Source organism: Sabulicella glaciei (assembly GCF_026183895.1).
Taxonomy (GTDB): Bacteria; Pseudomonadota; Alphaproteobacteria; order Acetobacterales; family Acetobacteraceae; genus Roseococcus; species Roseococcus glaciei.
In genome coordinates this window covers 114,669-139,527 of the sequence record NZ_JAPFQI010000009.1, presented here as the reverse complement: position 1 = coordinate 139,527, position 24,859 = coordinate 114,669, and the positions used below count along the sequence as shown (strand labels likewise).

Sequence of the window (24,859 nt, the reverse complement as noted above, 5' to 3'; positions counted from 1 at the left end):
GGGGGGCCGCGCACGTGCTGGCCCTGACCCTTCTCGCTGCTCCGGTGGCGGGACAAGTGGCGTCCTTCACGGTGACAGGGGACGCCATCGAGGCGCCGCTGGATGGGCTGCAGGGCGACCCGGTGCGGGGCGAGGCGGTGGTTCGGAACCGGGAGACCGCGAATTGCCTGATCTGCCATGCCATCCCCGACACGGCCGAACGCTTCATGGGGGAGATCGGCCCCCCGCTCGCGGGCGTGGGTTCGCGCCTGAGCCCGGGGCAGATCCGGCTTCGGGTGGTGGACCCGACCTTGTGGAATCCGCAGGCGATCATGCCGGCCTATCACCGCACGGAGGGACTGGTGCGGGTGGACCCGCGATACCGCGACCACCCGGTCCTCTCAGCCCAGGAGGTGGAAGACGTGGTGGCCTATCTGAGCGCGCTGGAGGCGCCGAGGCGATGATGATGCTGTCCCGCCGCGTGGTGCTGGCGGTTCCCCTCGCGGCCGCCGCCGGCCCTGGCGCGGCGGCGGATGACTTCGCCGCGGCGACCGGCGCCATCCTCCGCGGCCGCGTTCCGGCTGCGGAGGGGATCGCCCTCGAGATTCCGCCCCTGTCGGAGAACGGGAACTCGGTGGACCTTTCGGTCCGGGTGGACAGCCCCATGACGGCCGAGGACCACGTGACCGCCATCCACATCCTGGCCGAGAAGAATCCTTTTCCCCTTGTCGCTACCTTCTCGCTCACGCCGCGGGCGGGGCGGGCGGAGGTCGCCACCCGCATCCGCCTGGCCACCACCCAGACGATCGTCGCAATTGCCGAAACGAGCCAGGGCGCGGTCCACCGAACCGCGCGCGAGGTGATCGTCGTGCTCGGCGCCTGCGTGGAGACGGGATGAACATGCGGGCGCTTCCCATCACCGCGCGGATCACGCTTCCGCCCTCCGCACGGCGAGGAGAGGTGGTGACGGTGCGCGTCCTGGTCCGCCACCCGATGGAGCGCGCGGTGGACGCACCGGGGCTGACGCCGGTCCCGCGGAGGATCCTCCACACGCTGCGCGTCACCTATTCCGGGGAGGAGGTGTTCCGAATGGCGCTTTCTCCCGGCATCGCCGCGAACCCCTATCTGGAGTTCACGACGATCGCCGTGGAAACGGGCGATCTCGTCTTCACCTGGGAGGAGGATGGCGGGACGATCTACCGGCGCGAGGCGCGGCTGGTGGTGACATGACCCGCGGCGGGTGGGCACTGCTGCCGCTCCTCGCCCTTCTCCTCGGGGCCGCGGAGATCCGTCCGACCTCGGAGTATCTCTCGCCCGAGATCCGCGCGGCGCAGGAGGACCCCTCGCGCCACCCCGGCTGGCTCTGGGTGGAGGAGGGCGAGGCATTGTGGCGCAGGGGAGAGCCATCTTGCGCCACCTGCCACGGCAACATCGCCGGCATGGCGGGGGTGGCCGCGCGCTATCCGATGGTCGCGGCGGATGGCACGCTGCTGGACCTCGAGGGGCGGATCGAGCGATGCCGCACGCAGCACCAGGGGGAGCCTGCCTTTGGCCGGGAAAGCGACGCATTGCTGGCCCTGACGGCGGCGGTCGCGCTGCAATCCCGCGGAATGCCCGTCGCCGTGGCGACCGATGGGCCGGCTGCCTCCTTCCTGGAGGAAGGGCGCCGCTTCTACGAGACGCGGCAAGGGCAGTTGAACCTTTCCTGCGGCCAGTGCCACGACGACAATGCGGGCCGACGACTGCGGGGCGATGTGATCTCCAACGGCCTCGGCACCGGCTACCCGGCCTATCGGCTGGAGTGGAACACGATGGGCTCGCTGCACCGCCGCCTCAGGGCGTGCTCGCTCGGGGTGCGAGCGGAACAGCTCCCCCTGGGCTCGCGGGAGTATCTTGCGCTGGAACTTTTCCTCGCCAGCCGCGCGAACGGGCTCCCCGTCGAGGCGCCGGGACTGCGGCGATGATCCGCGCGGCCCTGCCTCTTCTTCTCCTCGCCACCGCCGCTGCGGCGCAGCCTGTAAGCCGCGTGGCCGAGGGCTGCGTCGCCTGCCACGGCCCACGCGGCGCGGGGTCCGGATCCGTGCCGCCCCTCGCCGGCCGGGACGCGGCGGAGCTTGCCGCCGCCATGGCCGCCTTTCGCGCGGATGAGCGGCCCGCGACCATCATGAACCGGATCGCACGGGGCTACACCGAGGCGGAGATCGCTGCCGCCATTGCCTATTTCGCGGGGCTGCGATGACCATCCCCCTGCCCCGCCGCGCCTTCCTCGGGGCCACCTTGGCTGCGCCGGCGCTGTCTCGCGCCCAGGGCGGGGCCCGCTTGCTGGTGGTCGGCGGCGGCTTCGGTGGCGCGACGGCGGCCTCCTACGCGCGACGCGAATACCCATGGCTCGACGTGACGCTGGTGGAGCAGCGGACGCGCTACATCACCTGTCCCTACTCCAACCGCGTCCTGGCCGGTGATCTCGGCCTTGCCGACATCACCCATGGATACGAGGGATTGCGCGCGCGTGGCGTGCGGGCGATCCACGATCGCGCCATTCTCCATGACCCCGTGGCGCGCAGCGTGCGCCTCCGCGGCGGGGAGATCCTCTCCTATGACCGCCTGATCCTTTCCCCCGGCATCGCCCTGCGTCACGACGCGATCGAGGGCTATGACGAGGCTGCGGAGGAGCGGATGCCCCACGCCTGGATCGCCGCCGACGGCGCGCAGATCGCGCTGCTGCGGCGGCAGCTGGAAGCCATGCCCGATGGCGGCGTCGTCGGCCTCGTCATTCCCGCGAACCCTTACCGTTGCCCGCCCGGGCCCTATGAGCGGATCAGCCTGATCGCCAGCTATCTCTCCAGGCACAAGCCGCGTTCCAAGATCCTTGCCCTCGACGCGAAGGATGCCTTTTCCAAGCAGGCGCTGTTCCAGGACGCCTGGCGGGCCCTCTATCCCGGCATGATCGAGTGGGTCTCCGCCACGGATGACGGGCGCGTGGTCCGCGTGGATCCCGGAGCCATGGTGCTGGAAACCGAGTTCGGCACCCGCCACCGGGTAGACGTGGCAAACGTCATCCCTCCGCAGTCGGCCGCTTCGGTCGCGGCCGACGCCGGGCTGGCCGACCGCACGGGCTGGGTGCCCGTGAACCCGCAGACGCTGGAGTCACGCATCGCGCCCGGCATCCATGTGGTGGGGGATGCGATGTTCCCCGGCCCCATGCCGAAGTCCGGCTTCCTGGCCAACTCCGAAGGCAAGGCCGCGGTGGCTGCGGCCGCTGCCCTGCTCCGCGGAGAGGCTCCGCCGGAGCCGATCTTCGTCAACACCTGCTACTCGCATGTCGGGCCGGACTACGCGATCTCGGTGGCGAACGTCTTCCGCGCGGACGCGGGAAGCGGCAGCTTCAAGGAGGTTCCGGGCTCGGGCGGCACCTCCCCTCGCGGCGACCTACCAGAGCAGCGGCGGCTGGAGGCCCGGCATGCCGATGGCTGGTACGCCAGCATGGCCCGCGACATCTTTGGCTGGCAGTGACCGCACCGGATCGACGCGATGAGCCGCACTGCCAAGCGGTCCGAGCATCCATCGGTTGTTCCTCGTTGCGTTGATCGTCACCGGGAAAGTCGAGGCCGCCACACTGAAGTGGGCTGACCAGTCCACCACGGCCTCTGCTCGGGATGCGCGGTGGACGAGGACCTCATCCGCCACGCGCCTGAACGCCTCCTGGTTCCTGTCCCTGGCCGATGCCAGGCAGCCCATCGAGGAGTGGAGGTACCACCCCAACGAGAAACGACGGCGCTCAGCGCTGAGCAAATTGGCCCCGGCAGCCTTCGCCAACGAGGCTTACACCGCCCGAGGGCTTGCATCGGCCCCGGGCCGGAGTCCGAGGCAGGACCAACATCGTTTTCCCGGAATTTCGGGCATTTCCGTCGACCAGAACATACGGAACTGCTGCGCCGTCCTCAGAACTGCAACCCCAGCGCGAGACCCCCGAGGAGGTAGCAGGCCCCGGTGATCAGCACGATGCCGATGAGGTTCAGCACGAAGCCGCCACGCGCCATCTGCGCGATGCTGACCGCACCCGTTCCAAAGACGATGGCGTTCGGCGGTGTGCCGACCGGCAGCATGAAGGCGCAGGTTGCCGCGAAAGCTGCCGGAATGAGCAGCGTCATAGGATCAGCGCCAATGCCGACAGCTACACCGCCGAGCACGGGGATGAACGTCGCAGCGGTCGCGGTATTACTCGTCACCTCGGTGAGGAAGAGTACGATCGCGCAGACGGCAGCGACCAGGAGCACGATCGGCAACGTCCCGAGGCCGGTGACCTGCTGGCCGAACCAGTTGTCGAGGCCTGACGCGGCAACGGCGCCAGCAAGGCTGAGGCCGCCGCCAAAGAGCAGCAGCACGCCCCAGGGCAGCCCGTCCTCGGCATCCTTCCAGGTGAGGACCATCTCGGTACGTCCGCGCCCTGGCAGAATGAACAGCGCTATGCCGGCGGCGACGGCGATGGCGGTGTCGTTGAGCTGACCAAACGGCCCCAACTGCCCGCCCATGCCTGGGATGTTGGCGACGACCCCGGGCACGACCCACAGGAACGCCGCCGAGCCGAAGACGGCCAGCACCATCTTCTCACCCTGGCTGAGCGGGCCGAGCTTTCGGATCTCGTGCTCGATCATCTGGCGCCCGCCGGGAATCTCGGCCACGTCGAACCTGTAGAGCACACGGGTCATCAGCACCCAGCCAATCAGGATGAACGTGAAGGCGAGCGGCAGGCCAACCATCATTCAGTCGAAAAAACCGATCCTGCGGCCGAGTTCGGTGGCAGCATAGCCAGCGACGATGGCATGGGTGGGCTGCCGAGCAGGGTGCCGAGACCACCCATGGTCGCCGACCAGGCAATCGCCAGGAGGAGGCAGGTGCCGAAGCGCCTGATGTTCTTGTCGGCGATGAAGTCGACGTGGCCAGGCCGGTGAGGTTCGTGGCCAGCGACATCCGTTGTTTCGCTGCTGCGCTCGGTGACCAGGGCAAGAACGGATAGGCCGATCGGCAGCATCATCAGAGTCGTCGCCGTGTTGGAAACCCACATGGAAAGGAAGCCGGTCGACAGCATCAGCCCGAGCACGATCCGCTTCGGCTCGACCCCGACACGGCGCAGGGTGAGGAGTGCGATACGCCGGTGCAGGTTCCATTTTTCCATCGCGATGGCGATCAGGAAACCGCCAAGGAAGAGAAACACGATGGAGCTGGCGTAAGGCGCGGTGGCCTGGGCGACGGTCCGCTGCGTCAGCATCGGGAGCAAGACGATCGGCAGGAGTGAGGTCGCAGAAAGCGGAACGGCCTCGGTCATCCACCACACCGCCATCAGCGTCGCGACCGCCGCGACCCACCGCGCGTCGGACGAAAGACCCTCCGCGCTGCCCATCGCGAGCCAAACCAGGAGTGCCGCGGCGAGCCCGAAAGCACGCAGGCTCCAGATCAGCGTGGCTGAACGCCCGCCGGGCGCCGCAGCCTCGGTGTACTCCTCGTATTCACCCTGCTGACGCAACTGCTCCGACATCTCCGTATCCTCCCGTTCCTTCTTGCCGGGCCGGAGTGGATGTCTTCGGCCCACGGACCTCCGATCACCAACGCCTTGCGGCGGCGAACCGCGCTCAGTCCCCGAGGAGGACGCCGCCGAACGTCCTGTTGCCGGAGCGCCGTACCGCACCCGAATGCCACGGCGGCGGGGCGCTGTGCGCGAAAGGGGCCGGCACGGTCGCCGCGGTGGCCCGGACCGCTGGCAGGAACGGAGCCGATCCGTTGATGCCGCGACTAAGGGTCGAGCCCAGCATGATGGCGAAGATCATGTCGAAATCCGTCGCCTCGCTGGGAAAGTGCTTGCTGGCGATGCGGATCAGCAGCAGGGCGAGGCCGCAGATCAAAGTGGCCCGGAGCACCATCTTTCCCGAATTGAAGTGCTCGATGCTGCGCTCCAATCCGGGGAGCCAGCCGGAGGCCTCCTGCAGCACCTGCGCCAGGGAAGTCATGGAATCGAGCACACGGCCTCCCTTCTCGACGGCGTTGCGTCCAAGAAAGACAGGTCGCGATCCGTCTACCGCTGCAAAGAGCGTCGCCGTTCAGGCTGCGAGAAGCTCTTCCTCGACCACGGCCTGTGCCGGCACGGCAAGGTGTTCGCTCAGCTTCAGAAGGCGCAGGGCCTGATCCACAGGCACTGGCTTCTGCAGCCATGGCACTGGCCGGAAGGCCAGAGGGATGCCGCCGCGCGGGAAGGCGCCGGCAAAAACAAAGGGAATGTCACGCTTCCAAAGGACGGAGGCCAACGGAAACACCAACTCGCCGTGGAGATCCACATCCAAGATCGCGGCCGCAATGCCACCCTCGCGCTCCAGCATCCGCAGAGCAGCGGAGAGAGTCCCCACGGGACCCGCGACCCTCGCCCCAGCCGCTTCGAGCGATCGCGCGAGGGCACTGGCGAGCGTGTAGTCGTCCTCAACCGCCAGCACCTTGGGGCTGGAGGTGGTCCTGTTCAGGGTCATTGAGAAATCTCGGCGTTCCTCGGCGGTCCATACCGCGGGCCTCGACAAGCGGTCCACAGGAAATAAGTAGTATTACTTAAAAGAAAGCGGCCCTTACGGAAGTGGGTGACCTTTGTTGAAACCAACTTCCCCGCCCTGCTTCTTCATCCAAGTAGCCGCGCATGGTTCGCTGCGGCCCTCCGTTGTGGCCACGCGAGCGGGGGCGCGGAGCGTGGCTGCCGAGCGATCTGCCAGCCAACGCGCCATCGACCGCGCACGGGCCCATCCGTGGTCATACGAACCGGGGTCATACGAATGGCGCGCGGCCCATGAACGCTTGTAAGAAGTTCCTCAGCCCGGATCGCTTGACCCGGGCTGACGATGCGGCCGGCGCCGCACTAGTGCCGGATGTCGTGACTTCGTCTTGTCATGGCGTTTCCTCCCAGAATGCAAACTCCCCGGCCACCCTTATGGGCGCGCCGGGGCCTTTTGCGTTGGCACGCACGTTCTTCCTGTCTATGCGGCATCATTCCCTCGGCGTGGCTTCGGGCTGATGAGGCGCGCGGGGCGCCTGCGAGTGGCCTATGCCGGCACCGGCACGCCGCAGCACCTGGCCATTGAGTTGTTCCAGCATATGGCGGGCGTTCGGTTTACCCTGGTTGCCTATCCAGGCTCGGCACAGGCGGTGGCCAGCCTGCTGCGCGGGGAGGCGGACGTGATGTTCGACCCCGCGCCTTCCTCCATGCCCCATGTCCGGGCTGGGCGGCTGGTGGCGCTCGCGACAACAGGCCCGACCCGGTCGGAGGCGCTGCCGGAGGTGCCAGCCGCGACCGAGGCCCTCCCGGGCCTTGAGGGCGGAGCCGGGTTCGGGATCTGCTCGCCACGCGGCATCCCGGGCGAGCTTGCCGCCCGGCTCAACACTGCGGTGAACGAGGCGCTGGCGGAGGATGCAATCCAGGGTCGGCTCGCCGGGCTCGGTGCAGCGGCGATGCCCGGATCCGCGGCCGAGTCTCGCAGGTTCGTTGCCGCTGAGACCGCGCGATACGCCGACATCATCCGCATCGCGGGCATCCGGCGCGAACGATGACGTCCGGTTTCCACCCAACTTGGCGGGTCCGTCTGCTTGCAGTGCCCGAAACCATAAGTTTTCGGGCAGAGGGTATTTGCGGATGCGGCGCAGACGAGTGAGTGCCGAATAGGAGCCTTTAGGCAGGGACCAGGGGCCAGCCAACGAAGTGGCCCAGGAACAGCCCAAGATTGAGGGCATACGCCACGATGGCCGCGAAGCGCAGAGGCCCCGGGCGCCGGACACCGCAATGTGCCTCGTCGCGCCCCGCGAGGTGGATATACCACATCAGCTGCGCGGCGGTGACGAGCGAGAATAATCCGCTCACACCCATTGATCGGCCCCCATTGGGTGGTCTGCTGCGAATGTTAGTTCAGCATTGGCCTTGGCGCCACGACTTGTGTGGTGGGCGGGGCCGGTCGGCGTAGCGCCGCAGGCCACGCGGTGAAGCCCGGCAGCACCACCTCTGGCGCGGGCGGCCGGAAGCCGAGGGACGCGTGCGGGCGTATGGTGTTGTAGTGACGCCGCCAGCTCTCGGTCACCACCTCGGCCTCGCGCAGGCTATAGAAGATCTCCCTGTCCAGCAGTTCGTCGCGCAGACGGGCATTGAACGACTCCGCGCACCCATTCTCCCGCGGACTGCCAGGCGTGATGTAGGCCGTCTTCGCCGACCGCTGCGGTCCAGCCCCGCACCGCCTTGGCGACGAACTCAGGACCGCTGTCGGAGCGGATGTGAGCCGGCACGCCGTGCAGAATGAACAGGTCGGACAGCACGTCGATCACGTCGGCCGCCTTGAGCTTGTGCTCCACCCGGATGGCCAAGCATTCGTGGGTGAACTCGTCGATGACGTTCAGCAGCCTGAACCGGCGCCCGTCATAAGTGCGGTTCTCCACGAAGTCGTAGCTCCAAACGTAGTTCGGCCGCTCCGGCCGCCGCCGAATGCACGAGCCATCCGCCAGCCACGGCCACCCGTGCTTCTGCCGCCGCCGCGGCACCTTCAGCCCCTCCCGCCGCCAGAGCCGCTCCACCCGCTTGGCATTCACCCACCAACCGGCGTCCCGCAGAAGGACCGTGACCTTGCGGTAGCCGTAGCGGCCATACTGCCGGGCCAACTCGATGATGTCGGCGGTCAGCCGCTCCTCGTCGTCACAGCCCCGCGGCACCTTGCGCTGAGTCGAGCGATGCTGACCAAGCACCGCACAGGTGCAGCGCTCGGAAGCGGACAGCACACGGCAAACATGCTCGACACAGGCGCGCCGGCGCGCGGGGCTCAGTAGTTTCCCCGTGCCGCCTCCGCCAGGATCTGCTTGTCGAGCGTCAGGTCGGCGACCGACTTGCGCAGCCGGCCATTCTCCGCCTCCAGCTCCTTCAGCCGCCTCACCTGGTCCGACTTCAGCCCGCCGAACTCGCGCCGCCAGCGGTAGTACTTGACCTCCGTCACCCCAATCGCCCGGATCGCCTCCGCCAAGGACTGCCCCTGCGAGATTAGGACATCCACCTGCCTTAGCTTGGCCAGCGCATCATCAGGCCAGTGCTTCACCCTCGCCATCTCGGTCCTCCTCCAGTTCAAACCCATACCTCAAGGCAGACCACTTCAGAGGGGGAGGATCAAACGCCAGTTCCAGGCTCGAAGGCTAACGGCCATAATCGTCGTGGCCGCATTGTGGCACACGGACACAGGGCGTAGGTTCCGAACCGCGATGCCCATACAGCGCCAGTCCCGCAATATCTCCCTCACCCCAGACCTTGCCCGCTTCGTGGACGACCGCGTCATTTCGGGCCGCTATTGCACCGCGAGCGAGGTTGCCCGCGCCGGGCTGCGCCTGCTGCAGCGAACTGAACAGCAGGACGCCTCGTCATCGCCGCCAGAAGCCTCGCCCCTCCGTCGCCGAACAGAACGCTGATGCCCTTTCGAGCCTTCCTCGCCGGAGGAGGCGAGATGGGTGCCCACATCCGCGCACACGATTGGTCGCTCTCCCCACTCGGGCCACCCGAGACGTGGCCCACGCCGCTTCTTACGATCGTCGGCGTGATGCTTGCGGCAAGCCAGCCCATGTTCGCGGCGTGGGGTCCGGAGCGGGCAGTGCTCTACAACGACCCCTATGCGGAAATTCTCGGTGCCAAACACCCTGCGGCCCTCGGACGTCCCTTCTTCGAAGTCTGGCACGAGCTGCGCGAGAGCGTGGGACCCATCGTGGAGCGGGCTTACGCGGGCGAGCCGACAGCGATGGATGACATCGCGCTCGTCATGGTCCGGCACGGCTATCCGGAAGAAGCTCACTTTTCCTTCTTCTACGCCCCGCTCCGTGATGAGGGCGGGGCAGTCGCCGGTGTCTATTGCGGCTGCGCCGAAATTACAGACCGTGTCTTGGCTGAGCGGCGCAACGCGCTTCTCCTTGAGCTGGGCGAACGCCTCGTCGACCTCGTCGATGCGGAGACCATCATGGCGGAAGCCACGCGTCTTCTCGGCGAGCACCTCCGTGCCACGCGCGTCGGCTTCGCGGACCTTTCTCCTGACGGCGCCGTCGCGCGGAACGCGGGGGAGTGGCTGGCACCTGGAGCTGCGGGAACGGCAGGCGAGCATGCCCTCACCCGGTTTGGAGGCGGCTTCGCGGCCCACCTCGCGGCGGGACGAACATGCGCGGTGGCCGACATCCGCGTCGACCCCCGCACGGCTCCAGGGGCTCCAGCCTACCAAGCGCTCGGGATCGCCTCGCTCCTCGTAGCCCCGGTGGTGCGGGGCGGCCGGACGGCAGCGGCCCTCTACGTTCACACTGCCGCGCCGAGGTCCTGGCTGGCAGAGGATATCGAACTCGCCGAGGCGGTCGCGGCCCGCGCCTGGATTGCCGTCGAGCGTGCCCGCGCCGAGCGCGCACTTCGCGAGAGCGAAGCATGGCTCTCCGGCATGTTCGAGCAGGCTCCGACCTTTCTCGCCCTTCTCCACGGGCCTGAGCACCGCTTCCTTCGCGCCAACCCTGGCTATCTGCGCCTCGTGGGCGGGCGTCCTGTCCTGGGCCTGACAGTCGCGGAGGCACTGCCCGAGGTCGTGGAGCAGGGCTTTGTTGGGATCCTTGATCGCGTCTACCAAACGGGCGAGCCCTATGCCGCCGAGGGAGGCCGCGTCCTTCTGCAAGCAAACCCCGACGTGCCAGCCGAGGAGCGCCGCCTCGACTTCGTCTTCCAGCCCATCCGCGACGCGGAGGGTGCGGTCATCGGGATCTTCGTCGAGGGTGCCGATGTGACGGAAGGGGTGCGCGCCATGGCCGCGCTTCGGGAAAGCGAGGCTCGTGGCCGCCAGACCCTCGACAGCGCCACAGACTACGCAATCATCTCGACGGACCTCGGCGGCCGGGTGACGCGCTGGAATGAAGGGGCCCGCCGCATCCTCGGCTGGGACGAGAAAGAGATGCTGGGCGCGACCCTTCACCGCATCTTCACGCCCGAAGACGTGACGGCCCGCCGGGTCGACGCTGAGATGCGTGACGCGCTCACCACGGGGCGGGTTGCGGCCGAAATGCTCCAGCTGCGCCGCTCGGGGGCGCGCTTCCCGGCGAGCTGCGCCCTCACCCTGCTTCGCAACGACGAAGGCAAGCCTGTCGGCTTCGTGAAGGTGCTCCAGGATCGCACGGAGGAGCGGCGACGGGAGGGGCGCCTCGCCCTCCTGGCCCGCGCCTCGGCGGGCCTGCTGGAGGCACCCGACCCGGACACAGTCCTCGGCCCGCTGCTGGAGGAGGGCGCTGACCTTCTCGGCTACGACCAAGCCTACGTCTATTCCATCACTCCCGGCGAAGCCTCCGACGGCGCGTGCCTCTCCCTGACGCACTCCGTCGGCGTGGATGAGGATGCGCGCGCAGCCCTCGCCTCTGTTCCCTTCTCCGGCCCTCTCTGCGGCGTCGTGGCGGAGACTGGCCGACCGCTGATCCTTTCGCACCTCCTCGCGACCACGGAGCCGCGCTACGCCCCTGGCAGGGATGCCGGCCTGGACACCTATGCCGGCTATCCTGTTCTCGCTGACGGCCGCGTCGCCGCGGTGATCGCCTTTGGCGCCGCTGCCCGCCCGGCCTTCACGGCGGAGGAGCTGAACCTCTTCGCCACCCTCGCACGGTTCCTTTCCGTCGTGCGACAGCGCCTCGGCCGCGAGGCCAGCCGGGAACGCCGCATCGAGGAACGCACGGCCGAACTTCGTGAGCGGGAGGCGCAGCTCCAGCAGGCACAGAAGATGGAAGCCATCGGCCAGCTCACGGGCGGGCTGGCGCACGATGTGAACAACATGCTTCAGGGCATCGGCGGAGCCCTGGAGATGGTAGGGAAGCGGGTCGAAGACGGGCGGCTTGCCGATGTCCCATTGCTGCTCAAGGCTGGACGTGACGGCGTCGAGCGCGCGGCTGCCCTCACCCAAGGGCTGCTGGCCTTTGCGCGCCGTGGCCACCTGGATGCGAAGCCGATTGTGGTCGACGACGTGGTGCACGGCATGGCCGACCTCGTGCGCCGCACCGTCGGTCCGGCCATTGAGATGCAGCTGTGTCTGGCCGACGGCAATTGGACCGTGTGCCTTGATCAGAACAGGCTTGAAAGCGCGCTCCTGAACCTCGCGATCAACGCCCGCGACGCAATGCCGGAGGGAGGCCAGCTCGCTTTCTCGACGCGCGAGGCCAGCCTCGGGGCGGCGGACCTAGGAGCTGACGCGGCGACGGTCGGGCCAGGCGATTTCGTCCTCGTCTCGGTCACGGACACGGGAGAGGGGATGCCGCCGGATGTCCTCGGCCGCGCCTTTGAGCCGTTCTTCACGACGAAGCCCATCGGCCAGGGAACCGGTCTCGGCCTGTCACAGATCTACGGCTTCGTGCGGCAGTCCGGCGGCTTCGTCCGCATGGCCAGCGAGGTTGGCCGGGGCACCACTGTCCATCTCTACTTCCCGCGCGTCACCGCGGCGGAGGCCGTTGCACCGGCCTCACCCAGCCTCGAGACGACCGCGGGGGAAACGGTCGGTCGCATTGTCCTCCTGGCCGAGGACGAGCATACGGTGCGGACCCTGGCCGCGGAGGCTCTGCGCGAGCGCGGCTACGTGGTGCTCGAGGCGAAGGACGGACCTTCTGCGCTTGCCACCCTCGCAGGCGCCGGTCGCGTGGACCTCCTCGTCACGGATGTCGGACTTCCTGGATTGAACGGTCGCCAACTCGCCGACGCCGCGCGGGAGCGGAGGCTGGCGCTGCCGGTGCTCTTCATCACCGGCTACGCGGGCACGGCACTCGACGACGCGCTGCCATCCGGCATGGCCGTCCTCGCCAAACCCTTTTCCCTTGACGTCCTCCTCGCGAGGGTGGCGGCGATGGTGGCGCCGGCCTCGGCCTGACGCGCAGGGGGTCTGCGTCGCCCCGTCGTCTCCTCGCTTTGCGCTTGCGAGAGCCGGCCAAGCGTGCGTCAGTCGCACCGGCTTTAGAACGAGATGTCTTTCATGTTGAAGGCCCCACCCTGCCGCCTCGGAAGCGACGGGATGAGGCCCAGGCAACCCCTTTCGGGGAAATCGAGAGACAGGCAGTCCGTCCGATAGTGCCCCGGAAATATACATGGCGCGGCACAAGGTCTCACCGGCGCAACTGAAGATGCGCCTTCGCCGCGCTGGAGTGAGCTGGCCCCCGCGCAGGTGCTCTCCAGCTGAGCCTCGGGCTAATGCAGCGGCGACATTCCCGCCTCTCCGCGAGGGGACCCCCGGTCCTTGGCCCCCTCGGCGGGAGGGCGCACAATCCTGCCGCGACAAAGGGCGGTTGGAACCTGCAATGTACGCTTTGGTGTGGCTTCTGCCGATTACTCTTGCCATGGCCGGGGGCGGGTTGGCGCTCTTCCTGTGGTGCACGCGCTCGGGCCAGTTCGAGGACCTCGAGGGGGCAGCATGGCGTATCCTGCAGGATGATGAGAAGCCTCGCCCCTCACGGCGCGAGGCGGACCACCACGAGGGCTGAGCGGCCCTCCACGTCCCGTGCCACCGCCGTCACCTGCCAGTTGCCCGCATCCGGCAGCGCGACCTGGGCCGACCAGCTTCCATCGGCACGCGGGACGGCTTGGAGGGGGAGGTCGGATGCGGCATGAGTCGTGCGCTCGAGCCGCGCCTCGACGAGGGAAGCGGGCACCGGGGCACCTGTCGCATCCCGCAGCCGCAGAACCAGTTCGTAGCCATCCCCACGCCCCTGCGCCACGGACGCATCCAGCCGGAGTTCCGCCGTCGGGCTGAGCCGCGCCATGCCCAAGCGCCGCGGCGCATCGGCCACCATTCCCGGATCGGTCCGCGCGGCCAGCACCGCCATGACCGCGTCGGCCGCCATGAGGGCCAGCAGCGGCAGCAGCGCGAGCAGCGGGATCCAACGCGGGGCGGCGCGCCTATTCACCGAGACCCCGGACATGCAAGACCAGCTTGCGGATCATGTCGTCCGAAAGCCGGCCGCCAAAGGCGGGCATGACGCCTCCACGCCCATGCCAGAGTGTCTGGAACAGGGAGGCCCGCTCATTGCCGTAGAGCGAGATCGCGTCGGTCAGATTCGGCGCGCCGAGGTCTTGGTTCCCCTTCGCATCTTCGCCGTGGCAGGAGGCGCAATTCTCCGCAAAGACCGGCCCGGCGCGCTGCGCCGCCGCCGCGTCGTGCTCGAGCCCGCCCGAGCCGCGCAGCCACTCGACCATGTCGAGCACCTGCCGCCGGTCCATCATGCCCTGCGCGCCAAAACCCGGCATCTGGCTTGTGCGGGTCTCGTCGGAGCTGTGCCAGCGTATGCCGACGCGCAGCGTCTGCTCGATCGCCTCCACGTCGCCGCCCCAAAGCCAGTCGCCGTCGGCGAGGTTGGGGAAGCCGCGGGCCCCGCGTCCGTTGCCGCCGTGGCACGGCGCGCAATTCTCGCCGAACAAGCCGCGCCCCGCGGCGGCGCCATAGGCACGCAGCTCAGGGCTGGCCTCGATTTCCTCCCAGCTTGCGGCGGCGAAGTGGCGGGCGACGGGAGGTGCATTGGCCTCGGCGATGGCGGCAGCGCGCGGCAGGTCGCCGCGCGAGTTCCAGCCCAGGATGCCCGGCGTGGCGCCCCCGAACCAGGGCCAGGCCGGGTAGGCGACCCAGATCCAGATCGCGGCGAAGAAGGTGAGGAGGTAGATGTAGGTCCACACCTTGGGCGGGCTGCTGTCCAGCTCGCGGATGCCGTCGAAGGTCGGCAGGGTGTGGCGCAGCGGCGAGTTCGGGTCCCGCTCCGGGTCCGGCGCGCCAGGGGCCACCTGCGGCCTCGGCGGCACCCAGTCGCCCCTGCGTTCCTCACGGTCGGGCGGCAGGCTCATGCGCGAAGCTCCGCGTCGGACCAGGCCGGGCGAGGCGCGGCCAGCGCAGTCATCGGATCATGTCCGGACGCGGCCTGCGCCAGTCGAACTCCACCAGCGTGCCGAGCATCTGAAGATAGGCGACGAGCGCGTCCATCTCCGTCACGCCGGGCTGGCCGTCGAAGTTGCGCGCCTGCGACTTGGGGTAGCGCCCAAGCATCTCCGTCGCATCGTCCGCCGCGCCTGCCTGGGCGAGAAGGTCGGCTCGCGCATTCGCAAGTTGCTCCTCGCTGTAGGGGACGCCGACGCGCAGGTGTGCGCGCATCAGGCGGTCGATGCGCTCCACCCGCAGCGGTGTCGTCGCGAGGAAGGCGTATGACGGCATGATGGAGGCCGGCACGACCTCGCGCGGGTTGATCAGGTGCCGCACATGCCAGTCATCGGAGTACTTGTTGCCAACCCGGGCGAGATCCGGTCCGGTCCGCTTCGAGCCCCATTGGAAGGGATGGTCGTACATGCTCTCGGCGGCCAGCGAATAGGGGCCGTAGCGCTCCACCTCGTCGCGGAAGGGGCGGATCTGCTGGCTGTGGCAGACATAGCAGCCCTCCCGGATGTAGACGGCGCGGCCGGCCAATTCGAGCGGTGTGTAGGGCCGTATCCCCTCCACCTTCTCCACCGTGTTCTCCAGGGCGAAGAGGGGCGCGACCTCGACGATGCCGCCCACCGAGAGCACGACCAGAATAGCGAGGGCGAAGCGCACCGCGCGTCGCTCGAAGCGACCGTGCAACCGCGCGAAACGGGGGGATTTCTCGTCCGTGGCCATGGCCGCGTTACTCCGCCGGCACCGGCGCCGGCGCCGGTGCCGGACGCGGCTCCTGGATGGTGCGCCACACGTTCCACGCCATGACGCCCGCCCCGGCGAGGTAGAGCACGCCGCCCAGCAGCCGCATGGCGTAGTAGGGCTTCGCGGCGATCACGGTGTCGAGGAAGGAGTATTGCAGGAAGCCGAGCGAGGTGTAGGCGCGCCACATCAGCCCCTGCATGACCCCCGCGCCCCACATGGCGGTGACGTAAAGCATGATGCCCGTCAGCCCGAGCCAGAAATGCCATTCCAGCGCGGCGCGGGAGTGCATGGCCTCGCGGCCCCAGATGCGCGGGACGAGGTAGTAGATGGCGCCGAAGACGATGAAGCCGTTCCAGCCGAGCGCGCCGGAATGCACGTGGCTGATGGTCCATTCGGTGTAGTGCGACAGGCCGTTCACCGTGCGCACGCCCATGAACGGCCCCTCGAAGGTCGCGACCGCGTAGAACACGACGGCTACGATCATGAAGCGCAACACCGGGTCGGTGCGCAGCCTGTCCCACCGGCCGGAGGCGGTCATGAAGCCGTTCAGCGCCGAGGCCCAGGAGGGCATCCAAAGCATGATGGTGAAGGTCATGCCCAGCGTCTGCACCCAGTCGGGCAGGCTGGTGTAGTGCAGGTGGTGCGGCCCGGCCCACATGTACATGAAGACCAGCGACCAGAAGGAGATGATGGAAAGCCGGTAGGACCAGATCGGCGCGTCGGCTTGCTTGGGAAGGTAGTAGTACATGATGCCGAGGAAGCCCGCGGTCAGAAAGAATCCCACCGCGTTGTGGCCGTACCACCACTGCGTCATCGCATCCTGCACGCCGCTGAACAGGGACACGCTGTCTGCCTCGTTCCACGCCACCGGCACAGCGAGGTTGTTGACCACGTGGAGCACGGTCACCGCGACGATGAAGGCCAGGTAGTACCAGTTCGCCACGTAGATATGGGCCTCGCGCCGCTTCAGCAGCGTCCCGATGAACAGGCCGAGATAGGTCAGCCACACGATCGCGAGCCAAAGGTCGGTGAGCCACTCCGGCTCCGCGTATTCGCGGCTTTGCGTCACGCCCATGACGTAGCCGAGCGCGGCGAGCACGATGAAGAGCTGGTAGCCCCAGAAGACGAATTCCGCCGCGAAGCGCCCAGGAAGCCGGGCGCGGCAGGTCCGCTGCACGCAATAGAGGCTGGTGCCGATCACGGCATTGCCGCCAAAGGCGAAGACCACGCCGCTCGTATGGACGGGGCGCAGGCGGCCGAAGGTGAACCAGGGTTCGACGTTCAGCTGCGGCCAGACCATCTGCGCGGCGATGAGCACGCCCATTGTCATGCCGACAAGGGCCCAGAAGACGGAGGCGATGATGAAGAGGCGAACGACGTGGTCGTCGTAATCGGGAACCTCATCCACCGCCGCGCGCTTGGCCACGACTGCCACAGCCTCGCTCATTCGCGGTTCCTCCGCACAATAGTCATAGGATGAAACCTCACGCTTGCAGTGAAGTGCAAGCCGGGCTTGCATGCAACTGCAAGTTTTGCGCTTTCCAATCGCGTGGCGGATGTGGAAGGATTTCGCGATGGACGAGAACTCGGAGCGGCGTGGTTCCCCGGGCGCAAGCGGTTACGGGCTAGCCACCGGCGGATGGGCGCTCCTTGTCGCCCTGCTGGTGTTCGGCGGGCTCCTGCTGTCGGCCCGCGCGGGGGATGACTACATGGCGGCGAGCGGCCTGCTTTTCGCGGGGTTCGGGATGTTCCTCGGCTACCGGCTGCTGCACCGGTCGCTGCCATGAACGCCCCCGTTCCCGGCCGCTTCGAGGACCCGCCCGTCGGCGCCGCGGTCGATCCCGTCAGCGCTAGCGGCGAGCTGGTGGCGGCGGGCATCCCGGTGCGGCGCGCGCCGCCCGAGGCCGTGGCGCGATGGATGGGTGCCGGCTGGCGCGATTTCCAGCGGAAGCCCGCGATCGGCCTCGCCGTCGGACTGTTCTGCGCGCTGGTCGGCTGGGCCATCGTCGCCGCGATGTGGAATGCCCAGAGCGCGGTGCTGATCCTGCCGCTGATCACCGGCTTCATGCTGGCGGCGCCGGTCCTGGCCGTGCCGCTCTACGAGGCCAGCCGGCGCCAGATGCGCGGCCAGTCGCCGGGCGGCGGAGCGCTTTTCGCCGGCTTTTCGCGCAACCGCTGGGGCATTGGCCTGATGAGCGCGCTGCTCATGCTGTTCTTCTATGGCTGGATGCGCGTGGCGACCATGATCTGGTTCCTGTTCTTCGGGCTCGACCTGCCGCCGATCGACACCTTCCTCGCCACGGCCCTGGCGGATTACGGCTTTGTCGTCGCCTCGTTCGGGATTGGTGCCGTGCTGTCCGCGCTCGTCTTCGCGCTCAGCGCCGTCAGCCTGCCGATGCTGGTGGACCGGCGGGTGGACGCGATGACCGCCGCCATGACGAGCCTTCGCGCCTGCCTCGCCAGTCCCCTCACCATGGCACTGTGGGCCTCGCTCATCGCGATCCTGACGCTGATCGGGATTGGTGCCGGGCTGTTCGGGCTGGTCCTGGTCGTGCCCGTGATCGGCCATGCCACCTGGCATGCCTATGCGGAACTGGTCGGGGCCGTGGAAGAGGGCGCCGAGGAAGCAAGTCTGCCCGCCGCGCGCTAGACCCGATACGATGGGGCTTAACACCGAGCGCATGGCCGAGGCTGGCGCCGAACCCTCCGTCGGTGGAGTTCGGCGACAGCTACGACAACGTCTTGGCTGAGTGTATCAACGGCATCAACAAGCCAAGGTCATTCACCGGCGCAGCCCCTAGCGGTCGCGCGATGCCGTGAAATTCGCCACCCTCGAATAGGTCGACTGGTTCACCCTCGGCGTCAGCTGAACCTCATCGGTCACATCCCGCCCGCCGAGGCCAAAGCGCTCAACTACGCCGGCCAGGAGAACCTGCTCCCGGTGGCACACCACCGGGCAACCCTCACCTCTAGCAACAAAGGACACTACCGTTACGGCGGTTGGTTAGCCTGCATCGCCGCGACGTAGGCCGGACGCGCGATGGCGCGCACGGTAGGCGGTGAGGGTCTCGGTGAGCTGCAACCCGTAGGGCAAGGCCATCCCGAAGCACGAGGTCAGCAGGATGTCGGCGCCGGTGAAGGCTTCGCCCATCAGCCAGGGCCGGCCGTCGTCCAGGAGGTCGGACACGACCTGCGCCTGCCGCAGGAAGTAGCTCTTCGCTGCGTCGACTGCGGCCGGCGCCTCGCCATAGATGTGCGGCAGGCCGACGTGCCGGCGCGTGTCGCCAGGCCGGAGCGCGCTCATCGCTGCCTCCAGGCCGGGTTGCCGTGTGACCGAGCGGCCGATGCTGTCATCCACATGGACCACCGCCGCGCCGGCAGCGGCCAGCGCTTGACGCTGCGGCTCGACCGTCTGCTCGGCGTGGACACGCGGGCGTAGCCAATGAGACGCGGCCCCTCGGGCAGGTCGTCGAAGAGAACGGGGGTGACCGTCTCCGCGCAGACGGTTTGGGCGGACGCTTTTCGGGCAGAAGCTTTCAGGTGGCGAGACATCCCGGAAAACTAGCAGTGGCGAATCCCGCCCGAAGACTAGTGATTTCGGGCCGCCCTCCTGGGAGTTCGGATTTGCCGAGCCAACAGAAACTCGTGCTCCCGGGGTCACGTGACGCACTCAGCATCATGAAGCGCACGGTGTCTGTCGCCGCGATGGCCGTTGCGCGGTACCGACAAGATCGTCGCTGCTCTCAGGCTTGTCCACCAGATAATGGAGGCTCCCCCATGGCGAGGGCCGGACCCCCAGGGCGCCTCTTGTGCCACTCCGTCGCGCGCTCGAAGACATCGGCGACGCGCAGGACGGTGGCCTCGTCCCAGGCGCGGCCCACGATCTGCAGGCCGACCGGCATTCCCTCCCCCGTGAAGCCGCAGGGCAGGGAAAGGGCGGGCAGCCCGGTTAAGTTGAAGGGGGCCGTGTTGCGCATCCGCGGCCCCGTCAGCGCCGCCTCGTCCGCTTCCGCCCGGCAGGCTGGCAGCGGCGTGGTCGGCATCACCAGCACGTCGAACTTGGCCATCACCCGGGCGAAGCCCTCCCCCACGACCCGGCGCGCACGCTGCGCCTGCACGTAATGCACCGCGCTCACCAGCGAGCCCGTTCCGAGCGCGCCCTTGAGGCTGGGGCTGAGGAGTTCGGGGGTCTGGCGGAGCCGCTCGGCGTGATAAGTGGCGGCCTCAGCCAGCAGGATGGTCCGCACGAGGAGCGGCGCATCGGCGGCATGCGGCAGCTCGCACTCCTCCAGTGTCGCTCCGAGATCGCGCAGCGTGCCGATCGCCGCCTCCACCGCCGCGAGGGTCGAGACCTCGCAGCCCTCAAAGAAATGCCGCCGGGGCACGCCGACCCGCAGGCCGCGAATGTCGCCATCCAGGGCGGCGGCGTAATCGGGAACCGGCCGGTCCAGCGATGCAGGGTCGCGCGGGTCAAAGCCTGCGAGCACGCCGAGCATCAGCGCGGCATCGCGCACCGTGCGCGTGATCGGGCCGACGTGGTCGAGCGACCAGGCAAGGGGCAAGGCGCCGTGCTTGCTGACCCGGCCAAAGCTCGGCTTGAGGCCGACCACGCCGCAATAGGCAGCCGGGTGCCGGATGGACATTGCGGTGTCGCTGCCCACGGCGCCGAAGGCGAGCCCCGCTGCGACGGCCGCCGCCGAGCCGCCGCTGGAGCCGCCGGTGACGAAGCGCGTGTCCCACGGGTTCCGCATGGGGCCGGAATGGGACACGAGCCCGCTGGAGCCTGCCGCCGCCTCGTGCATGTTGTTCTTGCCGATGATGACCGCTCCGGCTGCGGCGAGGCGTTCCACGACGATCGCGTCATGGTCGGGAGCCCAGTCGGCAAAGGCGGCGCAGGCGGATGTCGTGCGCACGCCCCTGGTTGCGAGGAGGTCCTTCAGCGCGATGGGCACGCCGTGCAGCGGGCCGCGCGGGCGGTCCGAGCGCAGGGCGTCGGCGGCGGCGCGGGATGCGGCAAGCGCGGGCTCGGCCATGATGGTGATGTAGCTGTTGAGCACGCCATCCCGCTCGCCGATGCGGGCGAGGAGGGCCTCGGTCACCGCGACCGGGCAAAGCTCCCCGCGCGCCATCCGGGATGCGAGCGAGGAGATGGGGAGGTAGGCCAGCGTTTCGTTATCCATCGGACGGCTCCCCCGGCAGGTGGAAGGTGGTGGCGGGCGGCGTGTCGCCGAGTTCGGCCTGCCAGGCCTCCAGCCGCTCGATGGTTTGCGCCAGGATCATCAGGCGGGGTTCCGCCTGCAGCGCCTCTTCGGCCGAAAGGTCGCGGCCCAGGACCCTGCGCGCGAGGTGGCGAAGCTCCTCGGCCCGGGATTCAGTCATGATCGATCCTCCTCGCTTCCTCAATCCCGGCGGGCCACGGTGAGCAGGACCAGCCATTGCAGCACGACCCCGCTACCGCCCATGTAGCGCTCGGCACCTCGGATGATGGCCTGCTCGATGGCGGCCCCCGCCGCGGGCGCTTGCGCCTCGATCAGCATGGGCGTGCGCACGGTGCCCCGGTAGAGGAGGTCCAGCACCGACTCCGGCCCGCTGCCGGTCCAGATCAGCGGGATGCTTTGGAAGTCGACCTCCGCGAAGCCAGCTGCGCGGAGGGAGGACCGGCACGTGTCCTTGTCAGCGAGCGGAAGAAGGATGGGGCAGCTGGCAGCGGCACCGCCATGTTGGCATGGGCCTGGACCGCCTGTCCGACCAGCGTGAAGAGATCGCCCTCGGGGGCCCAGGCCGTCATGGCGAAGCGGCCGGTGCCGGGCCGGAGCACGCGCGCGATCTCGGCCAGCACCCGTTCGGGTCGTTCCATGTGCATGAGGCCAAAGGAGCAGGTGACAGCATCCAGGCTGCCATTGGGTACGGTGTCTCAATCGACTTCTCTGGCCTTGGAAAGCCAAGGAAAAAAGCGATTATTGAGGCGCTCAATGTTCGACTGTCGGCCGAGTCCCTGGACGCCTTGTGGTTCTCATGGTTCGCCGACACCCAGCAGCGCATTGCGGAATGGAGGCGGCACCAGAACGAGGAGCAACCGCAATCGGTGTAAGGAAACTTGACCTCGGCAGCCTTCGCCAAACAAGCTCAACCAGCCCAAGGACACTTGTAGAACCCGAACCAGAGTTCGCCCTCCGCCCGGGGACTTCTCTGGACTCCGAGTCAAAGCTTGGCACAAGATCAAACAGTCCGGGTTTTAAGCTCTAGCGGGCTTTAGATTGGATTACACCGTGAAACACCAAAGCAATAAAGAAAAATATAAATGCCGTCACAAGTGTTGAAATGAGAGGCACAATTTTTTGCCCCAGTGGGTCAAGATAAGGATCGGGATTAAACAGGCTCCAAACAAAGCAAACGACGGCCGCAATTAACGTCGATTTGAAAGCCTTCCGAAATACGCTGGGCCTTTGTGGCGGCTGGGCAGATACGGTCATGTTTATTGGATCAGATGATGCCTGATGTTGATTTTTAGCACCGCGCGACAGATCCAACGACGCGGTGTTGGTGCCGCGCTCAGGATCTGAGTTTCTTGGGGCAGGATGTAATTTCAGATCTGGTACTGCCACCGCTGGGATATCTGCGAGCGCTGTGGCTGGCTCTACTGTAATCTTCTGATACTCAATTGCGGGCGCCGGCCAAATAGCACGAAACGCAAAATAAACGACGGCACTCCCCATTGCAGAAATCACAATCGACCATTCTCCCGCCCATTCAATACTTAAGTAAAGAACACACATCAGTCCGGCAAGGAGGAAAAGAACTTTCAGCGCACGCCCGGAAACTAAAAGATTAGTAGATCTTATCACAAAGGAGTTAGGCGAAGCCTTCAGCAAGGGCGCACGAAATACTTCCATTAAGAAAAATGTTGCAGCAACGGCGGAAGAGGCAGTTATGTAAAGCCCTTCAAAATCGGACAATGAATTTTCCAAGTAAACTAGCTGCAAGAACGCGGTGAAGACCGCAAGTATCCAAAATACCTTCCAAGAGGCGGCAACTTGGAGTACTGTGTGACCTTTTCTCGCCTCGGCTATACGACGCTGAGGCGACGGGTAGAACAAGTATCCTAGCAGTCCTCTCTTTTTTTAGAGCGCTCAAGGAGCGAGACATAGAGTGCTGCGTCGCGCAACCACTCCAGAGCTTGGCCGTCGGCGTAGAACTCGCGGTCTGGCTCTGGGCTGCCGTGGCAGCGAACGAAGCCCAAACTAGAACAAACAAAAAACATTCTGCACGTTTACTGCACGGATATCTCCGCGATTCCGCGAACTTTCGCAGGCCAAAGCGAACCTGCGCGAACTCCGCGGTGGCCAGAAGCGCCTGATTTTCAAGGAATTCATGGTGGGCGCGACAGGGATTGAACCTGTGACCCCTACCGTGTCAAGGTAGTGCTCTCCCGCTGAGCTACGCGCCCGGGAGAGCGCCGTTTAGCCGCATCTCCCAAACAGCGCAACCCGCCCTCATGCCTCGCGCGGCCGCAAGGCAAGGCGCGCGAGCAAGGCCAGAACAGCGGCCAGCGCGATCATCCCAGCCATGGGAAAGCCCGTCCCGTCATGCAGGGCGGAGATGGCGGTGCCAGCCACCGCCCCCAGAGCGAATTGCATCGTGCCCATGAGGGCCGAGGCGGTGCCGGCCATCTGCGGGAAGGGCTGGATGGACAGCACCCCGGCCATGGGGAGCACCAGCCCCATCAGCGCGACATAGAGCCAGACCGGCGCGTAGATCAGCGGCAGCGCGCCCCCCAGCGCCGTCGCTGCCAGCAGCAGCAGCGCCACGACCGCGAGCACGCCGAGCGCGCGCGTCATCAGCGCCTCCCTGCCCCACAGCGCGGCCAGGCGCCCAGCAAGCTGCGAGGCGCCGATGATCCCGGCCGCCGCGCCGCCAAACAGCAGGCCATAACGCTCGGCGGGCACGCCGTGCAGTTCGATGAACACGAAGGGTGAGCCGGCGATGTAGGCGAACATCCCCATGATCGCGAGGGCGCCCGGAAGCGCGGCCGCCTGGAAGCGCCTGTCGCGCAGGAGACGCCCGTAGCTGCGCAGCGCCCCCGCCACGCCCTCCGCGCGCCGCTGCGCCCCTGGCAGCGTCTCCGGCAGAAAGAGCGCGCAGAGAACCAGCGCCAGCGCACCCACGCCGGCGAGAAAGAAGAAGATGGCGCGCCAGCCCAGCGCCGCCTGCACCCAGCCGCCGAGCAGCGGTGCCAGGATGGGCGCGACGCCCATCACCAGCATCAGCCGGCCCATCATCCGCACCGGGTCCATGCGGTCCGACAGGTCGCGCACCACGGCGCGGGAGATCACCATGCCGGCGCAGCCCGCGAAGGCCTGGAGGAAGCGCGCCGCGGTCAGCGCGCCGTTGTCCGGCGCTAGCGCGCAGCCCAGCGAAGCCAGGATGAAGCCGACAAGCCCGGCGAAGAGCGGCGGCCGCCGGCCGAACCGGTCGGCCAGCGGCCCGTGCAGGAGCTGCCCCGCCGCCATACCGGCGAAGAAAGCCGCAAGGGTGAGCTGCGCCCCGGCTATGCCCCCGCCCAGCTCCACGCCGATGGCGGGCAGGGCCGGCAGGTACATGTCGATGGAAAGCGGCCCGAACGCCGCCAGTAGGCCGAGGAGGAGAGCAAAGCGCGCCATGCCCCGTGATACCCCTGCCCCGCCCCGGAAGGACGCCGCCCGCGCGCATGGCAGGGTGGCGCCATGCGTGCGCGCTCAGCCCGGCGGCGGCAGGAACTCCACCTCGCACTCGGCGGAGATGCGGACCACCTCGTTCGGGTCGGACAGGTTGTGGATGCGCGAGAACAGCTCGTAGAGCTTGCGCGAGGGGCTGACATAGAACAGCGCCTTCACGTCGGCGCCGCTCTTGTTGAAGATGCCGTGCGGCATGCCCATCGGCAGGCGGATCAGGTCGCCCGGCTTCGCGTGCACGGTCTGCCCGTCCAGCAGGAACTCGAACTTCCCCTCCAGCAGGTAGATGAACTCGTCCTGCGTGGTGTGGATGTGCGGGGGCACGAAGGTGCCGTCGGGAAACAGCGTCTCGAAGGTGAAGCAGGCCTCGGAAAGCTGCTTCGGCTTGTAGGTCTGTCCCAGGATGTTCCAGACCACGCCCCCGTCACCCTCACCCGCGGGGGTGATTCCCGGTGTCATCATCATGATTTTCTC

30 protein-coding genes, 1 tRNA gene and 2 pseudogenes are annotated in these 24,859 nt (G+C 67.6%); 14 read left to right on the top strand and 19 right to left on the bottom strand.

Translation table 11 applies throughout. The features are described from left to right. Positions 1-14: 14 nt before the first annotated feature. The 7 genes and pseudogenes from soxX to OF850_RS23865 all read left to right on the top strand — a co-directional run. Positions 15-443, top strand: a complete 429-nt coding sequence (gene soxX, locus OF850_RS13205; protein WP_301590665.1) for a sulfur oxidation c-type cytochrome SoxX — start codon at positions 15-17, stop codon at positions 441-443. Further along, a complete protein-coding gene (locus tag OF850_RS13200; protein WP_301590664.1) occupies positions 440-877 on the top strand; it encodes a thiosulfate oxidation carrier protein SoxY in 438 nt (145 codons plus the stop codon). Before soxX ends, OF850_RS13200 begins: the two co-directional genes overlap by 4 nt. A 2-nt stretch (positions 878-879) precedes the next feature. Then, positions 880-1,209, top strand: a complete 330-nt coding sequence (locus OF850_RS13195) for a thiosulfate oxidation carrier complex protein SoxZ (protein ID WP_301590663.1) — start codon at positions 880-882, stop codon at positions 1,207-1,209. Then, a complete protein-coding gene (gene soxA, locus OF850_RS13190) occupies positions 1,206-1,943 on the top strand; it encodes a sulfur oxidation c-type cytochrome SoxA (protein ID WP_301590661.1) in 738 nt (245 codons plus the stop codon). The genes OF850_RS13195 and soxA overlap by 4 nt, the downstream gene beginning before the upstream one ends. Beyond that, a complete protein-coding gene (locus tag OF850_RS13185) occupies positions 1,940-2,218 on the top strand; it encodes a c-type cytochrome (protein WP_301590659.1) in 279 nt (92 codons plus the stop codon). The genes soxA and OF850_RS13185 overlap by 4 nt, the downstream gene beginning before the upstream one ends. Continuing rightward, positions 2,215-3,492, top strand: a complete 1,278-nt coding sequence (locus OF850_RS13180) for an NAD(P)/FAD-dependent oxidoreductase (RefSeq protein ID WP_301590658.1) — start codon at positions 2,215-2,217, stop codon at positions 3,490-3,492. Before OF850_RS13185 ends, OF850_RS13180 begins: the two co-directional genes overlap by 4 nt. A gap of 178 nt (positions 3,493-3,670) precedes the next feature. Continuing rightward, positions 3,671-3,823, top strand: a pseudogene (locus OF850_RS23865) (integrase core domain-containing protein); the annotation flags it as partial. Between the two features lie 97 nt (positions 3,824-3,920). Here OF850_RS23865 and OF850_RS13175 read toward each other — a convergent pair. The 4 genes from OF850_RS13175 to OF850_RS13160 all read right to left on the bottom strand — a co-directional run bounded on the left by OF850_RS13175 (position 3,921) and on the right by OF850_RS13160 (position 6,542). Beyond that, positions 3,921-4,742 carry an SLC13 family permease gene (locus OF850_RS13175; protein ID WP_301590657.1) on the bottom strand — a complete coding sequence of 274 codons (822 nt, stop codon included), beginning with the start codon at positions 4,740-4,742 and terminating at the stop codon, positions 3,921-3,923. Then, positions 4,739-5,515 (bottom strand): SLC13 family permease, encoded by a 777-nt coding sequence (locus OF850_RS13170; RefSeq protein ID WP_301590656.1) that lies wholly within the window; start codon positions 5,513-5,515, stop codon positions 4,739-4,741. The genes OF850_RS13175 and OF850_RS13170 overlap by 4 nt, the downstream gene beginning before the upstream one ends. Positions 5,516-5,609: 94 nt before the next feature. After that, on the bottom strand, positions 5,610-5,984 hold the full coding sequence (locus OF850_RS13165) for a DUF421 domain-containing protein (protein WP_301590655.1): 375 nt from the start codon (positions 5,982-5,984) through the stop codon (positions 5,610-5,612). A 90-nt stretch (positions 5,985-6,074) separates the two neighbouring features. Beyond that, entirely contained in the window at positions 6,075-6,542 is a 468-nt protein-coding gene (locus tag OF850_RS13160; protein WP_301590654.1) for a response regulator, read from the bottom strand. A gap of 484 nt (positions 6,543-7,026) precedes the next feature. Here OF850_RS13160 and OF850_RS13155 point away from each other — a divergent pair, with 484 nt between their 5' ends. After that, complete coding sequence (locus OF850_RS13155) at positions 7,027-7,560, top strand: Bug family tripartite tricarboxylate transporter substrate binding protein (RefSeq protein WP_301590653.1); 534 nt, start codon at positions 7,027-7,029, stop codon at positions 7,558-7,560. Between the two features lie 118 nt (positions 7,561-7,678). On the opposite strand, the gene OF850_RS13150 is transcribed toward OF850_RS13155, so the two are convergent. After that, the gene (locus OF850_RS13150; protein WP_301590652.1) at positions 7,679-7,867 is read right to left on the bottom strand and encodes a hypothetical protein; all 189 of its coding nucleotides are present in this window, start codon (positions 7,865-7,867) and stop codon (positions 7,679-7,681) included. Between the two features lie 40 nt (positions 7,868-7,907). Then, positions 7,908-9,089, bottom strand: a pseudogene (locus OF850_RS13145) (IS3 family transposase). Between the two features lie 151 nt (positions 9,090-9,240). Between OF850_RS13145 and OF850_RS13140 the strand changes: the two are divergent. The 3 genes from OF850_RS13140 (at position 9,241) to ccoS (ending at position 13,500) form a co-directional block, all read left to right on the top strand. Beyond that, complete coding sequence (locus OF850_RS13140; protein WP_301590651.1) at positions 9,241-9,444, top strand: type II toxin-antitoxin system ParD family antitoxin; 204 nt, start codon at positions 9,241-9,243, stop codon at positions 9,442-9,444. A gap of 35 nt (positions 9,445-9,479) precedes the next feature. Beyond that, positions 9,480-12,893 carry a PAS domain-containing protein gene (locus OF850_RS13135; protein WP_301590650.1) on the top strand — a complete coding sequence of 1,138 codons (3,414 nt, stop codon included), beginning with the start codon at positions 9,480-9,482 and terminating at the stop codon, positions 12,891-12,893. Positions 12,894-13,107: 214 nt separating this feature from the next. Next, a complete protein-coding gene (gene ccoS, locus OF850_RS23695) occupies positions 13,108-13,500 on the top strand; it encodes a cbb3-type cytochrome oxidase assembly protein CcoS (protein ID WP_368044691.1) in 393 nt (130 codons plus the stop codon). On the opposite strand, the gene OF850_RS13125 is transcribed toward ccoS, so the two are convergent. The 4 genes from OF850_RS13125 to ccoN are packed head-to-tail and all read right to left on the bottom strand — an operon-like array spanning position 13,468 to position 17,121. Beyond that, on the bottom strand, positions 13,468-13,938 hold the full coding sequence (locus OF850_RS13125; RefSeq protein ID WP_301590648.1) for a FixH family protein: 471 nt from the start codon (positions 13,936-13,938) through the stop codon (positions 13,468-13,470). The two genes, ccoS and OF850_RS13125, sit on opposite strands and share 33 nt — an antisense overlap. Beyond that, entirely contained in the window at positions 13,916-14,851 is a 936-nt protein-coding gene (gene ccoP, locus OF850_RS13120; RefSeq protein ID WP_301590647.1) for a cytochrome-c oxidase, cbb3-type subunit III, read from the bottom strand. Before ccoP ends, OF850_RS13125 begins: the two co-directional genes overlap by 23 nt. 49 nt (positions 14,852-14,900) lie before the next feature. Then, positions 14,901-15,653 carry a cytochrome-c oxidase, cbb3-type subunit II gene (ccoO, locus tag OF850_RS13115; protein ID WP_301590646.1) on the bottom strand — a complete coding sequence of 251 codons (753 nt, stop codon included), beginning with the start codon at positions 15,651-15,653 and terminating at the stop codon, positions 14,901-14,903. A gap of 7 nt (positions 15,654-15,660) precedes the next feature. Continuing rightward, entirely contained in the window at positions 15,661-17,121 is a 1,461-nt protein-coding gene (gene ccoN / locus OF850_RS13110) for a cytochrome-c oxidase, cbb3-type subunit I (RefSeq protein WP_301590645.1), read from the bottom strand. 127 nt (positions 17,122-17,248) lie between these two features. Here ccoN and OF850_RS13105 point away from each other — a divergent pair, with 127 nt between their 5' ends. Together OF850_RS13105 and OF850_RS13100 are read left to right on the top strand one after the other, a co-directional pair. Then, a complete protein-coding gene (locus OF850_RS13105) occupies positions 17,249-17,461 on the top strand; it encodes a hypothetical protein (protein WP_301590644.1) in 213 nt (70 codons plus the stop codon). Further along, positions 17,458-18,324: a DUF2189 domain-containing protein gene (locus tag OF850_RS13100; protein WP_301590643.1), complete on the top strand. Its 867-nt coding sequence runs from the start codon at positions 17,458-17,460 to the stop codon at positions 18,322-18,324. The genes OF850_RS13105 and OF850_RS13100 overlap by 4 nt, the downstream gene beginning before the upstream one ends. A 354-nt stretch (positions 18,325-18,678) precedes the next feature. On the opposite strand, the gene OF850_RS13095 is transcribed toward OF850_RS13100, so the two are convergent. The 5 genes from OF850_RS13095 to OF850_RS13075 form a co-directional block, all read right to left on the bottom strand. Further along, positions 18,679-19,032, bottom strand: a complete 354-nt coding sequence (locus OF850_RS13095; protein ID WP_301590642.1) for a glutathione S-transferase family protein — start codon at positions 19,030-19,032, stop codon at positions 18,679-18,681. Positions 19,033-19,417: 385 nt separating this feature from the next. Beyond that, entirely contained in the window at positions 19,418-20,854 is a 1,437-nt protein-coding gene (locus OF850_RS13090) for an amidase (RefSeq protein WP_301590641.1), read from the bottom strand. Next, the gene (locus OF850_RS13085) at positions 20,847-21,053 is read right to left on the bottom strand and encodes a hypothetical protein (RefSeq protein WP_301590639.1); all 207 of its coding nucleotides are present in this window, start codon (positions 21,051-21,053) and stop codon (positions 20,847-20,849) included. The genes OF850_RS13090 and OF850_RS13085 overlap by 8 nt, the downstream gene beginning before the upstream one ends. A gap of 20 nt (positions 21,054-21,073) precedes the next feature. Next, complete coding sequence (locus tag OF850_RS13080; RefSeq protein WP_301590638.1) at positions 21,074-21,250, bottom strand: hypothetical protein; 177 nt, start codon at positions 21,248-21,250, stop codon at positions 21,074-21,076. Between the two features lie 26 nt (positions 21,251-21,276). Further along, positions 21,277-21,537: a class I SAM-dependent methyltransferase gene (locus OF850_RS13075; protein WP_368044690.1), complete on the bottom strand. Its 261-nt coding sequence runs from the start codon at positions 21,535-21,537 to the stop codon at positions 21,277-21,279. Between OF850_RS13075 and OF850_RS13070 the strand changes: the two genes are divergently transcribed. Further along, positions 21,532-21,765 carry an integrase core domain-containing protein gene (locus OF850_RS13070; RefSeq protein WP_301590635.1) on the top strand — a complete coding sequence of 78 codons (234 nt, stop codon included), beginning with the start codon at positions 21,532-21,534 and terminating at the stop codon, positions 21,763-21,765. The two genes, OF850_RS13075 and OF850_RS13070, sit on opposite strands and share 6 nt — an antisense overlap. A 151-nt stretch (positions 21,766-21,916) precedes the next feature. Here the strand turns inward: OF850_RS13070 and OF850_RS13065 are convergent, their stop codons facing one another. The 4 genes from OF850_RS13065 to OF850_RS13050 form a co-directional block, all read right to left on the bottom strand. Next, positions 21,917-22,630, bottom strand: coding sequence for a hypothetical protein (locus OF850_RS13065; protein WP_301590633.1), 714 nt, complete (start codon positions 22,628-22,630; stop codon positions 21,917-21,919). A gap of 416 nt (positions 22,631-23,046) precedes the next feature. After that, positions 23,047-23,121, bottom strand: a tRNA-Val gene (locus tag OF850_RS13060). Between the two features lie 46 nt (positions 23,122-23,167). Further along, complete coding sequence (locus tag OF850_RS13055) at positions 23,168-24,334, bottom strand: multidrug effflux MFS transporter (protein ID WP_301590632.1); 1,167 nt, start codon at positions 24,332-24,334, stop codon at positions 23,168-23,170. Between the two features lie 75 nt (positions 24,335-24,409). Continuing rightward, the gene (locus OF850_RS13050) at positions 24,410-24,850 is read right to left on the bottom strand and encodes a cupin domain-containing protein (RefSeq protein ID WP_301590630.1); all 441 of its coding nucleotides are present in this window, start codon (positions 24,848-24,850) and stop codon (positions 24,410-24,412) included. Positions 24,851-24,859 lie beyond the last annotated feature (9 nt).